This is a genomic window from Citrobacter sp. Ce104, assembly GCF_030334595.1.
Taxonomy (GTDB): Bacteria; Pseudomonadota; Gammaproteobacteria; order Enterobacterales; family Enterobacteriaceae; genus Citrobacter; species Citrobacter europaeus.
In genome coordinates this window covers 127,231-139,810 of record NZ_JAOWDP010000069.1, presented here as the reverse complement: position 1 = coordinate 139,810, position 12,580 = coordinate 127,231, and the positions used below count along the sequence as shown (strand labels likewise).

Annotated in this window: 11 protein-coding genes and 1 other RNA gene; 8 read left to right on the top strand and 4 right to left on the bottom strand. The window is 50.4% G+C overall.

The genetic code is table 11. The features are described from left to right. Window positions 1–274: 274 nt before the first annotated feature. The gene (locus OGW16_RS23435; RefSeq protein WP_043016564.1) at window positions 275–1,150 is read right to left on the bottom strand and encodes a LysR family transcriptional regulator; all 876 of its coding nucleotides are present in this window, start codon (window positions 1,148–1,150) and stop codon (window positions 275–277) included. 122 nt (window positions 1,151–1,272) lie between these two features. Here OGW16_RS23435 and OGW16_RS23430 point away from each other — a divergent pair, with 122 nt between their 5' ends. Then, window positions 1,273–2,124, top strand: coding sequence for a Vmh family MBL fold metallo-hydrolase (locus OGW16_RS23430; RefSeq protein WP_075146082.1), 852 nt, complete (start codon window positions 1,273–1,275; stop codon window positions 2,122–2,124). Window positions 2,125–2,191: 67 nt separating this feature from the next. On the opposite strand, the gene OGW16_RS23425 is transcribed toward OGW16_RS23430, so the two are convergent. The 3 genes from OGW16_RS23425 to ydiJ all read right to left on the bottom strand — a co-directional run bounded on the left by OGW16_RS23425 (window position 2,192) and on the right by ydiJ (window position 5,920). Further along, entirely contained in the window at window positions 2,192–2,380 is a 189-nt protein-coding gene (locus OGW16_RS23425; protein WP_003030540.1) for a YdiH family protein, read from the bottom strand. 76 nt (window positions 2,381–2,456) lie between these two features. Continuing rightward, a complete protein-coding gene (gene menI, locus OGW16_RS23420; RefSeq protein ID WP_286519051.1) occupies window positions 2,457–2,867 on the bottom strand; it encodes a 1,4-dihydroxy-2-naphthoyl-CoA hydrolase in 411 nt (136 codons plus the stop codon). Next, a complete protein-coding gene (gene ydiJ, locus OGW16_RS23415; protein WP_087050639.1) occupies window positions 2,864–5,920 on the bottom strand; it encodes a D-2-hydroxyglutarate dehydrogenase YdiJ in 3,057 nt (1,018 codons plus the stop codon). The genes menI and ydiJ overlap by 4 nt, the downstream gene beginning before the upstream one ends. Before the next feature lie 213 nt (window positions 5,921–6,133). On the opposite strand from ydiJ, the gene ydiK reads away from it, so the two are divergent. From ydiK to aroD, 7 genes are all read left to right on the top strand, one after another. After that, complete coding sequence (gene ydiK, locus OGW16_RS23410) at window positions 6,134–7,243, top strand: AI-2E family transporter YdiK (RefSeq protein WP_047411648.1); 1,110 nt, start codon at window positions 6,134–6,136, stop codon at window positions 7,241–7,243. A 184-nt stretch (window positions 7,244–7,427) separates the two neighbouring features. Continuing rightward, window positions 7,428–7,535: antisense sRNA RprA (rprA, locus tag OGW16_RS23405), an RNA gene on the top strand. Between the two features lie 156 nt (window positions 7,536–7,691). Beyond that, entirely contained in the window at window positions 7,692–8,048 is a 357-nt protein-coding gene (locus OGW16_RS23400) for a YdiL family protein (RefSeq protein ID WP_043016569.1), read from the top strand. Window positions 8,049–8,096: 48 nt separating this feature from the next. Then, a complete protein-coding gene (locus OGW16_RS23395) occupies window positions 8,097–9,317 on the top strand; it encodes an MFS transporter (RefSeq protein WP_172863090.1) in 1,221 nt (406 codons plus the stop codon). Between the two features lie 239 nt (window positions 9,318–9,556). Beyond that, a complete protein-coding gene (locus tag OGW16_RS23390; RefSeq protein WP_043016571.1) occupies window positions 9,557–10,792 on the top strand; it encodes an MFS transporter in 1,236 nt (411 codons plus the stop codon). 21 nt (window positions 10,793–10,813) lie between these two features. After that, the gene (ydiB, locus tag OGW16_RS23385) at window positions 10,814–11,680 is read left to right on the top strand and encodes a quinate/shikimate dehydrogenase (protein ID WP_043016572.1); all 867 of its coding nucleotides are present in this window, start codon (window positions 10,814–10,816) and stop codon (window positions 11,678–11,680) included. A 36-nt stretch (window positions 11,681–11,716) separates the two neighbouring features. After that, on the top strand, window positions 11,717–12,475 hold the full coding sequence (gene aroD / locus OGW16_RS23380) for a type I 3-dehydroquinate dehydratase (RefSeq protein WP_172863091.1): 759 nt from the start codon (window positions 11,717–11,719) through the stop codon (window positions 12,473–12,475). Window positions 12,476–12,580 lie beyond the last annotated feature (105 nt).

Genomic DNA, 12,580 nt, shown 5'->3' with positions numbered 1-12,580 from the left:
GCAGGTCAAATATTAAAAGATGTATAGATAATGTCTATTTAAGGGATAGGTGGGGATGACCGAAGGGAAATACAATTCTAATAATGAACAAACAAAAAACCCTTAAGTCTGCTTGCTGGCAGGCTTAAGGGTTCCGGCCCCATCCGGCGCTTATCTCCGGCACTCACGATGGCTTAGCTCTTGAAGGGGCGATAAGAAGAATCTCATACACTGAACAGTTTTTTTTAACACTAATGGCGGTTTGACTATTTTATAAGCACGTTTAGCCACCCGGTTAGCACTCTGGTTCACTAAGCGCATCCAGCAACAGGCGCAACCCTGCTGGCTGATGCTCTCGAGAAAGGTATAAACCATATATCGGCAGGCATTTAGGTTGAAGCTCGGGCAATAGTCTAATCAGTTTTCTCTGTGCCAGCCCTTCCCGCGCCTCCAGTTCAGGCACCAACGCAACGCCTATTCCCGCCAACGCTGACTCACAAAGTAGCGAAGAGATCCCGGCGCTCAAATTACCTCTGATTGCAGCAGAGACAGCCTGGCCCTGGGCATCCAGAAAGTGCCAGGATTTTCCAGCAAAACCGCTGTAGTAGAGACAATTATGCTGCGTAAGATCATCGATAGTCTCTGGAGTGCCATGCTGATGCAGATAATCAACAGACGCACAGAGCACCGATTTACAGTCGCCAAGGCGACGGGCGATAGTCCCTGGCTCGGGGTTTTCCGTTATACGGATCGCCACATCGATACGTTCTCCCACGAGGCTTACCGGTTGGTTATTGATCTCCACCTCGATACGCAGTTGCGGATACCTAGCCAGAAAAGCGGGCAGAACCGGCGCTAAGATATGCAAGGCAGTAAAATGTGCACAGGCCACACGTAACGTGCCGGACGGCGTTTGTGCGGCGCTGGCGGCGCCAATATCCAGCGAAAGTTGCGCCAGAGAACGTGTTTTCAGTAATGCCTCTTCACCCGCTGGCGTGATCGTCAAACGGCGCGACGAACGATGGATAAGCCTTGTCCCCGCCCATTTCTCCATCTCGTCGAGATATCGACTGACCATCGGGCGCGACAACCCCAATGCGCGCGCGGCGGCACTCAGACTGCCCAAATCACAGATATGGTTGAATACCGTTGCCGCCATCACTCTGTCCATTGCATCCCATCCGATCGTTTTATGAAACTCAGCATGTCCTAATGAGGGAATTCTAACAGATACGAATATGCTTAAAATACGGGGACTATCAAAAGACAATTCCCTGCATAAGGTTACCTGGTATGAAAGTTAAATCTCTGGCCCTGTTATTACCTCTGTTTGCGTCTTCAGCTTTTGCCGCACCGCTACAGCTCGACGTCTATAATCCGCAGGATAAGGCTATTTTCCCAGTCTCTTCGACGCTGGTGTCTGGCCCCAAAGAGGCGATTTTGTTTGACGCCCAGTTCAGCACCAAAGATGGCGAACAACTGGTGCAGATGATTCGCGCCAGCGGTAAAACGCTGAAGGCTATCGTGATCACTTCCGGCGATCCGGATTTCTATTTCGGTCTGCAGCCCATCGTCAACGCGTTCCCGCAGGTTAAAGTTCTGGCAACACCGCACGTAGTAGACCATATCCGCGCCACCAAAGAGGCTAAGCTGCAGTTCTGGGGCCCGCAAATGAAGGACGGCGCGCCAACATCGCTCACCGTTCCACAGGCGACCACGCAAACGCATTTCACGATTGATGGCGAAACGCTGGAACTGCGTCATCCTGACGATTATGCAGCCTATGTCTGGATCCCGGCGAACCGTGCCATTATTGGCGGGACCGGCGTGGCTTCCGGGATTCACGTCTGGACGGCGGATACACAATCTGCAGAACAACGTAGCGCATGGCGTAGCGTACTGAGCGAAATGCAGAATTTACAGCCTACTCAGGTAGTTCCGGGCCATTACATTGGCGAACGCCCTGCGGGCGATAAGGCCATTCGCTTCACACATGACTATTTACAGTCGTTTGAGCAGGCGTTGGGGGCGAAGAAAGGTTCAGACTATGTGATTAAAACCATGACCGCAGCATGGCCGGGTCTTGCGGACGCAAGTTCTCTGGAGCTAAGTGCGAAGGTTAATAGCGGTGAGATGAAGTGGTAATTAAGATCTAAGGCAAAAAATAACCCCGAACGCGTGTCGGGGTTTTATTACGATAAGCATACCGGAATCAATGAACGCCCATGCGCCAGGCAAAATAGATCTCTTCTTTCAATTCAGTTGAAGAGAGCGCCAACAGATCAGCAAACTCCAGCTCAAGTTGTTTCAGTCTTTTCAGGTACTGAGCCGGTGAAAGATCGGTTTTATCACGACGTAAAAATTCTATTGCCAGTTGGGCCGGGTCTAATTGGGTAGACATATCATCCTCGCTTGTGTTCAAAACCTGCACAGTATAACACATTCCCTGTGCAGATAATGACCAAAAGCAATATGCATCACAAAATTGCGGTTGTCAGACGCGACGTGCAGCACAATCGTCCCTGCTCATCGAAGATTTCGATTTGCCACACCTGATGACGAGAGCCGGTATATACCGCGCGACATACCCCTCTGACGCGCCCTTCCCGCGCGGAGCGAATATGGTTGGCGTTAACCTCCAGGCCCACGACTTTCTGTTCCCCCTGGGTACACAGGTAGCCAGCCACCGAACCAATACTTTCCGCCAGCACTACGGACGCGCCGCCGTGCAGCAAACCAAAAGGTTGTTTGGTACGGTGATCCACCGGCATCGTGGCTTCCAGCGTATCCTCGCCAATGTGCACAAAACGAATATCGAGCAGCCCCACCATGTTTCCTTCACCCATAGCATTGAGTGCCTCGAGTGTAACTTCACGTTTCCAGATCATCCTATAATCTCCAGCAGTGCCTGTAATGGATGGCGAACGCCCGTGCCTTCAACGCGTTTGACCTGGCTGCGACAGGAGTATCCAGTAGCCAGGCAACGGTTACGCGGCAATCGTTGCATTGCCTGGTGCCATGATAGCTCATAGATCCCCAGTGAATTCTGATGATTCTTCACTTCGTGACCATAAGTGCCCGCCATTCCACAGCAACCCACGCTGACGTTCTCCAGTCTGGCGCCAAAGCGCGCAAAGATAGCCGCCCACTGCGCAGGCGCGCCCGGCAGGGCCGTCACCTCAGTACAGTGTCCAAAGAAGTACCACGGTTCGCCGCCGATTGTGACTGCCGGCTGTGACTCCAGGACTGTCGATAACCATTCGTTAGCCAGCAGCACATGGAAATCACCCCGCTGTTCCCCGAGCGCCAGCTTGTATTCATCGCGATAACAGAGCACCAGCGCCGGATCGACCCCCACCATCGGAATGTTCAGCTTCGCCACCCGGTTGAGAAACTCGGATGTCTTTTTCGCTGTTTTGGCAAAACGGTTTAAAAAGCCCTTAATATGCTGAGCTTTGCCGTTTGGCGAGAAAGGCAGCAATACCGGCTGCAGACCCAACTTTTCAACCAGGCGTATAAAATCAGCCACCACCTGCGCATCGTAATAGCTGGTGAACGGGTCCTGCACCACCAGCACCGTACGGGCTTTTTGCTCAATGCTGAGCAACTCGAGCTGTTCCAGCGTCATATTGGCGGAACGATGACCAACCATCTGACGTTGAAGCGATGGCGCAGACAAAAGCGGTAAATCGACCATACCGATGTGCTTTTTAGCCAGATTCCGCACCAGCGGCTGGTTGATGAAAAAGTTAAACGTTTTGGGCGCCCGCGCCATTAACGGCGCATAACTCTCAACGGTCGCCACCATATGATCGCGCAACGGTCGCAGATAACGCGTGTGGTACATTTGCAGGAAGCGCGAGCGGAATTCCGGGACATCGATTTTAATCGGACACTGTGTGGAACAGGCTTTACACGCCAGACAGCCGGACATTGCCTCTTTTACTTCGTGCGAGAAATCGTATTCACCCTTGCGCGCATGCCAGCTGTTGCGGGTACGGGCAATCAGCGTACGTAAACTGGCGCGTTTTTCCGGTAGCTCTTTCTCCAGCTGTACCGGGTCAATCCCGCGATCGGCCAGCAGACGCAGCCATTCACGCACCAGCGTGGCCCGCCCCTTCGGTGAATGAATACGGTTGAGGCTGATTTTCATCGACGGACACATGGGGCTTTTCGCATCGAAGTTAAAGCACAATCCGTTACCGTTACACTCCATCGCCCCGCGCCACTCCTGGCGTACGGCCAGCGGGATCTGACGGTCATACGTTCCGCGCTTCACCGCGTCCACTTTCATCATCGGCGCATCTACACCTTCAGGTGGACAGATTTTCCCCGGATTCAGCCGGTTTTGCGGATCAAAGACCGATTTTACTTTACGCAGTTCGCTATACAGCTCCTCACCGAAGAACGCCGGGCTGTATTCTGCACGAAAACCTTTTCCATGCTCGCCCCAAAGCAGTCCGCCATATTTTGCCGTCAACGCGACGACATCGTCAGAAATGCGTTTCATCAGCACTTCCTGCTGCGGGTCGCACATATCCAGCGCGGGTCTGACGTGCAGCACGCCTGCGTCTACGTGACCAAACATGCCGTAACTGAGACCATGGCTATCGAGCAGCGCGCGGAACTCGGCAATATAGTCAGCCAGATGTTCAGGCGGGACGCACGTATCCTCGGCAAACGGAATCGGCTTCGCGGCACCTTTAGCATTCCCCAGCAAACCAACGGCTTTTTTACGCATAGCGTAAATTCGTTCTACACCCGCCAGTTCGGTACATAGCTGCCAGCCAATGACGCCCGCTTCCTGACGAGCGATTAAGCCATCCAGACGTTCACACAGTGCGCTGACCTGCGAATCAATCAATGCTTCGTCGTCACCGGCAAACTCCACAATGTTCAGACCCAGCATCTCTTTATCAGGAACATCGGTAATCAATTCACTTACCGAGTGCCAGACGATATCTTCCCGCGCCAGATTAAGCACTTTAGAGTCGACGGTTTCTACCGACAGCGCGCGAGCTTCCACCATCACCGGGGCATTACGCAACGCCGAGTCGAAAGAGTCGTACTTAACGTTAACCAGTTGTCTGACTTTGGGCAGCGGCGTGATGTCCAGACGGGCTTCGGTGATAAACGCCAGCGTACCTTCAGAGCCGGTAAGAATGCGGGTTAAATCAAATTCGGTCATCTCATCGTTAAAGACGTGCCGTAGATCGTAACCGGTCAGGAAGCGATTAAGTTTGGGGAATTTATCAATGATCAACTGTCGGTTATCGCGGCAACGCTCATAAACCGTCTTGTAGATGCGGCCAATAGTGGTATTGCTGTTACCCAGCGTTTGGGCAAGTTCGACCGGCATTGGCTGAGTATCAAGAATATCGCCGCCCATCAGCACCGCGCGGATACCCAGCACGTGATCGGAGGTTTTACCGTAAACCAACGAACCTTGTCCGGATGCGTCGGTATTGATCATCCCCCCCAACGTTGCCCGGTTACTGGTGGATAATTCGGGAGCAAAGAAATAGCCGTAAGGTTTCAGAAACTGGTTGAGCTGGTCTTTAATCACCCCAGCTTCGACCCGCACCCAGCCTTCCTGCACATTGATTTCTATAATGCGGCTCATATAGCGGGACATATCAACAATAATGCCCTGATTCAGCGCCTGACCGTTGGTCCCGGTGCCGCCGCCGCGCGGGGTAAAAATCAGCGAAGAGAAAAGAGGTTCCGCCGCCAGACGGGCGATCAGCGCCACATCTGCGGTTGAACGCGGGAAAACAACAGCATCAGGAAGCAGCTGATAAATACTGTTATCCGTCGACATTGTCAGGCGATCGGCATAGCTCGTTGCCGTATCGCCCGTAAATCCTTGCTGCTCCAGCGCCTGCAAAAAATTGAGCACCAGTTGAACGACACCTGGCGCCTGAGAAATTTGTGGAATCATTATAGTGACCCTTTCCTGCGGTCTGTGTTGTGAATTTAATCGTTTGCGTGTTGCTTTGTTTGTTGTATCACATTTTTTTCTAATACGCTCAGCAGATTTACAGGCAGAATCCGCCTGTTCAAAACCGCTGAAATTGCTCATCATTACAGGGTGTCATTTAAGTGTTCACGTCGCGTCAACGTTCTGGCGCAAAGACAAAGGTGAAAAGTATTTATGGTAAATTTCCGTCAGCCCAGGGATATTGCACAAGTGCTGCTATCGGTGCTGTTTTTAGCCATCATGATTGTGGCCTGTCTCTGGATTGTTCAACCCTTTATCCTCGGTTTTGCATGGGCAGGTACGGTGGTCATTGCAACCTGGCCGATCCTGCTACGCTTACAAAAATTACTTTGGGGACGCCGCTCACTGGCCGTGCTGGTAATGACCCTGCTGCTGGTGCTGTTGTTTATCATTCCTATCGCGCTGCTGGTTAATAGCATTGTTGATGGCAGCGGGCCGTTGATCCATGCCGTAACCGCTGGCGATATGACGTTGCCGGATCTGGCGTGGTTGAACAGTATTCCGTTGGTCGGTGCCAAAATGTATGCCGCATGGCACAGCCTGCTGGATATGGGCGGCTCGGCCATCATGGCCAAGGTTCGTCCTTATATTGGCACGACGACAACCTGGTTTGTCGGACAGGCTGCGCATATTGGTCGCTTTATGATGCACTGTGGTCTGATGCTGCTGTTCAGCGCCCTGCTGTACTGGCGCGGTGAACAGGTGGCGTTAGGTATTCGCCATTTTGCTTGTCGCCTGGCATCCAAACGCGGCGATGCTGCCATTCTGCTGGCAGCGCAGGCCATTCGCGCCGTCGCTTTAGGTGTTGTGGTCACCGCCCTGGTGCAGGCTGTTCTTGGCGGCATTGGTCTGGCGGTAACCGGCGTGCCGTATGCCACGCTGCTGGCGGTATTGATGATCCTGTCATGCCTGATCCAACTAGGGCCGTTACCGGTGCTGGTACCGGCCATTATCTGGCTGTACTGGACGGGGGATTCTACCTGGGGCACCGTGCTGCTGGTGTGGAGCGGCGTGGTCGGTACACTGGATAACGTTATTCGCCCGATGCTGATTCGCATGGGCGCCGATTTGCCGCTGATCCTGATTCTCTCTGGGGTCATCGGCGGACTGATTGCTTTCGGTATGATTGGTCTGTTCATCGGCCCGGTAGTACTGGCCGTCTCCTGGCGTCTGTTCTCAGCCTGGGTAAACGAAGCCCCTGCACCAGGCAGCAATCCGGATGAAATCCTCGAAGAAATTGCTGAAATGGAACGCAATAAGTAATCCCACTTCAGGCGGCACGGCCGCCTGATTGTTTAACAATGCTAATCAGTTCCTTTCCCTTACTGTATTGGACTGAACCCCGCCCCTCTTTAAATACTCATTTGTGTCGCAAATTCTTTACAGTTTTTAAACTATTGAGATGAATCTGATCGACGTAAAAAACCAGTATGCCTACTATTAGCCCATGGCTTTAGATCAACACATTGATTTATAAGCATGGAAATCCCCTGAGTGAAACAACGAATTGCTGTGTGTAGTCTTTGCCCATCTCCCACGATGGGCTTTTTTTTGTCCTTCGCACGCTCTACCACCCGCCTAACCGCTCCACACGTCCACTTCCCCGTTGATGAACAAATAATATTGCACAAGATACTGTGACTCTCTTCAAGCCGAAATATCCACAGCAATGTTATTACTATTCCACCGTCTTTGATGAGGTTATCAAATAATGAACGCATTAGAACTCCAGGCTTTCCGCCATATTTTTGCTATGACGGTAGAAGAAAGCGCTATGTATATCTCGCGGGATCATAATGTTGCCGCCTGGCATCAATGGGAAAGTGGCGAAAGGGAAATCCCGGAAGATATCACGCGAATTTGTGCAGAAATGAAGGCCATGAGAAAGTTAAGAATTAACGCAATTATCGACAAAATAAATAATCGTATCGGTAATAACACCATGCGTTTTTTCCCCGATTTCATCTCTTTTCAGACGGTTTATCAGCACGATAATTTTCTTGACTGGAAAATCTACCAATCTGCTGCTGCAGAGCTGTATGCCCACGACCTTGAGCGTTTGTGTTAAGAGACAGCAACACCACTCTCATTTAGCCTCTTCGCTGAGTAACATATTATGAAAAATACCTATTTCTCCACTGCGATAGGGCTGTACTTTAATTACCTGGTACACGGCATGGGGGTGATTCTGATGAGCCTCAATATGTCTGCACTGGAACAACAGTGGCAGACCAATGCCGCGGGTGTTTCAATTGTTATTTCCTCACTCGGCATTGGCCGTTTAAGCGTCTTACTGGTGGCAGGCATGCTCTCAGATCGCTATGGCCGCAGACCGTTTATTATTTTCGGCATGACCTGCTACCTGATTTTCTTTGTCGGTATCGTCAATACTCACAGTATTTACATTGCCTATGCATTTGGGTTTTTGGCAGGAATGGCAAACAGTTTTCTCGATGCCGGTACATACCCCAGCCTGATGGAGGCGTTTCCCCGCACACCCAGCACGGCCAATATTTTAATTAAAGCGTTCGTCTCCAGTGGCCAGTTTCTACTGCCTATGATTATCAGTCTACTGGTGTGGGCTAAACTTTGGTTTGGCTGGTCCTTCCTGCTGGCTGCAACCATTATGTTATTCAACGGTGTGTTTTTGTTTCGCTGTCGGTTTCCGCCACATCCCGGGCCTGATATCGTCATCAGAACACAACCTGCAAAACAAGAAACCGCACAGCCTGAACATCAATGCTCCTTGCTCGACCTTGCCAGTTATACCTTATACGGCTATATCGCCATGGCGACATTTTATCTGGTGAGCCAGTGGCTGGCACAATACGGACAGTTTGTCGCCGGGATGTCCTATACGTTATCGATCAAACTCTTAAGCATTTACACGTGCGGTTCCCTGTTGTGCGTTTTGATTACTGCCCCACTGGTACGCAAAGCAGCACGCGCGACATCGTTATTGATGCTGTACACGTTCATTTCATTTTGCGCCCTGCTCATGGTGTGTCTGCATCCAACAACCTACGTGGTCATCGTCTTCGCGTTTGTCATCGGTTTTTCTTCAGCCGGAGGCGTGGTGCAAATCGGTTTAACGCTGATGGCGGCACGCTTTCCGCAGGCAAAGGGCAAAGCCACCGGGATTTACTACAGCGCAGGCAGCATAGCCACTTTTACCATCCCGTTGATTACAGCGAAACTTTCCGAGATTAGCATCGCTCACATCATGTGGTTTGATACCGCCATAGCCGCTGTAGGTTTTCTGTTGGCGCTGTTTATTGGTTATCGCAGCAACATCGCGTCAAAGCATCAATTAAAAATGACTCAAGTCGCAGAATAACGCGGATGCAATATTGTTCCTCATACCTGCAAAATAATTGACTGCATTTTTAAAATTTCAGCAAAAAGTGGGCGCAGAGTATTAAATTCACAATTTGACATGCAACATCCCTGGTAAGTTAAACGCCATGCTATGTAGGCCCAATAGTTACCACCCGGTATATTATTCACAAGGTCGCCGCAATTTAAACTAAACCGACGAGCACAGAACAATTTTAAAATCCGCAAGGAGTTGTGAAAATGTCTCAAAACAAGACCTTTACTACGCCATTTCTTTTGGCGATAAGCTGTATTTATTTAAGTTATTTTTTACACGGCATTAGCGTCATTACATTGGCGCAAAATATGAGCTCGCTTGCAGAAAAATTCTCCACCGACAATGCCGGGATTGCCTATTTAATTTCCGGCATTGGTCTTGGTCGATTAGTGAGTATTTTATTCTTTGGGGTGCTCTCAGACAAATTTGGTCGGCGGGCAATCATTCTGTTAGGTGCGATTCTGTACATGCTGTTTTTCTTCGGTATTCCCGCCAGCCCGAATCTGATGATTGCCTTTATTCTGGCTGTTTGCGTCGGTGTGGCAAACTCGGCGCTGGATACAGGCGGCTATCCGGCATTGATGGAGTGTTTCCCTAAGGCATCTGGATCCGCTGTTATCCTGGTTAAAGCGATGGTCTCGTTTGGGCAGATGGTCTACCCCATCGTCGTCAGCACCATGCTGCTCAATCATATCTGGTACGGCTATGCGGTCATTATCCCGGGCGTATTGTTTGTCATCATCACCTTAATGTTGCTAAGAAGTCGCTTCCCCAGCCAGATGGTGGATGCGGGCATTGCAAAAGAACTCCCCCAGATGAACAGTAAACCGTTGGTCTGGCTGGAAGGCGTGGCATCCGTCATGTTCGGGGTAGCCGCATTTTCGACCTTTTACGTCATCGTTGTCTGGATGCCGAAATACGCGATGGCATTTGCCGGTATGGCAGAAGCCGACGCGCTAAAAACCATCTCTTACTACAGCATGGGATCGCTGGTCTGCGTGTTTATTTTTGCAGCGCTGCTTAAGAAAATGGTTCGACCTATTTGGGCGAATGTCTTTAACGCCGGACTGGCAACCGTCACCGCCGCCATTATCTATTTATATCCATCTCCATTGGTGTGTAACGCCGGTTCATTTCTGATTGGGTTCTCTGCAGCAGGGGGGATTTTACAGCTCGGCGTTTCGGTGATGTCAGAGTTTTTTCCCAGGAGCAAAGCCAAAGTTACCAGTATTTATATGATGATGGGTGGCGTCGCCAACTTTATTATCCCATTAATCACCGGATACCTTTCTAACATTGGCCTGCAGTACATCATTTTGCTGGACCTCGCATTCGCTTTGCTGGCCTTCGTCACCGCCATCATCGTTTTTATTCGTTACTACCGCGTATTTGATATTCCCCAAAATGATGTGCGGTTGGGCGAACGTTATTTTCAATAAATTATTCAGAAGGAGTATCAAATGGACGTAACTGCAAAATATGAACTGATTGGTCTGATGGCCTACCCTATCAGACATAGTCTGTCGCCTGAAATGCAAAACAAGGCATTAGAAAAAGCAGGATTGCCTTTTACTTACATGGCATTTGAAGTTGATAACTCAACGTTTGCTAACGCAATTGCCGGGCTGAAAGCCTTAAAGATGCGCGGTACCGGAGTCTCTATGCCCAACAAACAGCTGGCATGCGAATATGTTGATGAATTAACGCCTGCAGCCAAACTGGTCGGCGCGATCAATACTATCGTCAATGACGATGGTTACCTGCGCGGCTACAATACCGATGGCACCGGTCATATTCGGGCAATCAAGGAAAGCGGTTTCGATATCAGAGGTAAAACCATGGTACTGTTGGGCGCAGGCGGCGCGTCAACGGCCATTGGCGCCCAGGCAGCGATTGAAGGCATCAAAGAAATCAAACTCTTCAACCGCCAGGATGAGTTCTTTGCCAAAGCGCAAGAATTCGCCAAACGTGTCAATGAGAATACCGACTGCGTGGTCACCGTTATCGATCTCGACGATCGACAGGCTTTTGCTGACGCACTGGCCAGTGCAGATATTTTGACCAACGGTACGAAAGTGGGCATGAAACCGCTGGAGAACGACTCTCTCGTAACCGACGTTACCCTGCTGCGACCGGACCTGCTGGTAACTGAATGCGTTTACAACCCGCATATGACCAAATTATTGCAGCAGGCACAACTTGCCGGTTGCAAAACGATTGATGGTTACGGCATGTTGTTATGGCAAGGGGCTGAACAGTTCAAACTCTGGACCGGGAAAGATTTCCCACTGGAGTATGTGAAACAGGTTATGGGTTTTGCAGCCTGACGGACAAGCATTTGTAATATATTAATAGGGTAATCGATGAAAACCGTAACCGTAAAAAACCTCGTGATTGGCGAGGGTGCGCCGAAGATCATTGTCTCGCTGATGGGTAAAGACATCGCAACGGTAAAAAGTGAAGCGCAGGCCTATCGAGAAGCGGATTTCGATATTCTGGAATGGCGCGTTGACCATTTCAGCGATATCTCCTCCATAGATGGCGTGCTGGAAGCTGCACGCGCCATCCGCGATGTAATGACTGACAAACCGCTGCTGTTTACCTTTCGTAGCGCTAAAGAAGGTGGTGAACAGGCGCTATCTGTTGAAAACTATATCGAGCTAAACCGTGCGGCAGTAGATAGCGGTCTGGTGGATATGATCGACCTGGAGCTTTTCACTGGTGATGAGTTGGTTAAAGCCACCGTCGAACATGCGCACGCTAAAAATGTCGCCGTCATTATGTCGAATCATGATTTCCATAAGACGCCAGCCGCACAAGAGATTATTCAACGTCTGCGTAAAATGCAGGAACTTGGCGCTGATATTCCTAAAATCGCCCTGATGCCGCAGAACACATCGGATGTATTGACCCTGCTTGGCGCCACGCTGGAAATGCAAGAACGCTATGCCGATCGGCCGATCATTACCATGTCAATGGCCAAAACAGGGGTGATTTCACGCCTGTCCGGTGAGGTTTTCGGTTCAGCGGCAACCTTTGGCGCGGTGAAAAAAGCCTCTGCCCCTGGGCAAATTTCGGTCACCGATCTACGTACCGTTTTGACCATATTGCATCAGGCGTAATAATAAAATTTATTCATATTAATATCAGTAATGCCCTGCCCCAGATATTCGCTCATTCACGAATATCGGGCAGCTGGCCGGACATTATTAAATAACTCAAATTAT

Bases quoted from the DNA above. Each gene is read 5' to 3' on its own strand.
- OGW16_RS23435 (WP_043016564.1), bottom strand. From the start codon at position 1,150: ATGGACAGAGTGATGGCGGCAACGGTATTCAACCATATCTGTGATTTG.
- OGW16_RS23430 (WP_075146082.1), top strand. From the start codon at position 1,273: ATGAAAGTTAAATCTCTGGCCCTGTTATTACCTCTGTTTGCGTCTTCA.
- OGW16_RS23425 (WP_003030540.1), bottom strand. From the start codon at position 2,380: ATGTCTACCCAATTAGACCCGGCCCAACTGGCAATAGAATTTTTACGT.
- menI (WP_286519051.1), bottom strand. From the start codon at position 2,867: ATGATCTGGAAACGTGAAGTTACACTCGAGGCACTCAATGCTATGGGT.
- ydiJ (WP_087050639.1), bottom strand. From the start codon at position 5,920: ATGATTCCACAAATTTCTCAGGCGCCAGGTGTCGTTCAACTGGTGCTC.
- ydiK (WP_047411648.1), top strand. From the start codon at position 6,134: ATGGTAAATTTCCGTCAGCCCAGGGATATTGCACAAGTGCTGCTATCG.
- OGW16_RS23400 (WP_043016569.1), top strand. From the start codon at position 7,692: ATGAACGCATTAGAACTCCAGGCTTTCCGCCATATTTTTGCTATGACG.
- OGW16_RS23395 (WP_172863090.1), top strand. From the start codon at position 8,097: ATGAAAAATACCTATTTCTCCACTGCGATAGGGCTGTACTTTAATTAC.
- OGW16_RS23390 (WP_043016571.1), top strand. From the start codon at position 9,557: ATGTCTCAAAACAAGACCTTTACTACGCCATTTCTTTTGGCGATAAGC.
- ydiB (WP_043016572.1), top strand. From the start codon at position 10,814: ATGGACGTAACTGCAAAATATGAACTGATTGGTCTGATGGCCTACCCT.
- aroD (WP_172863091.1), top strand. From the start codon at position 11,717: ATGAAAACCGTAACCGTAAAAAACCTCGTGATTGGCGAGGGTGCGCCG.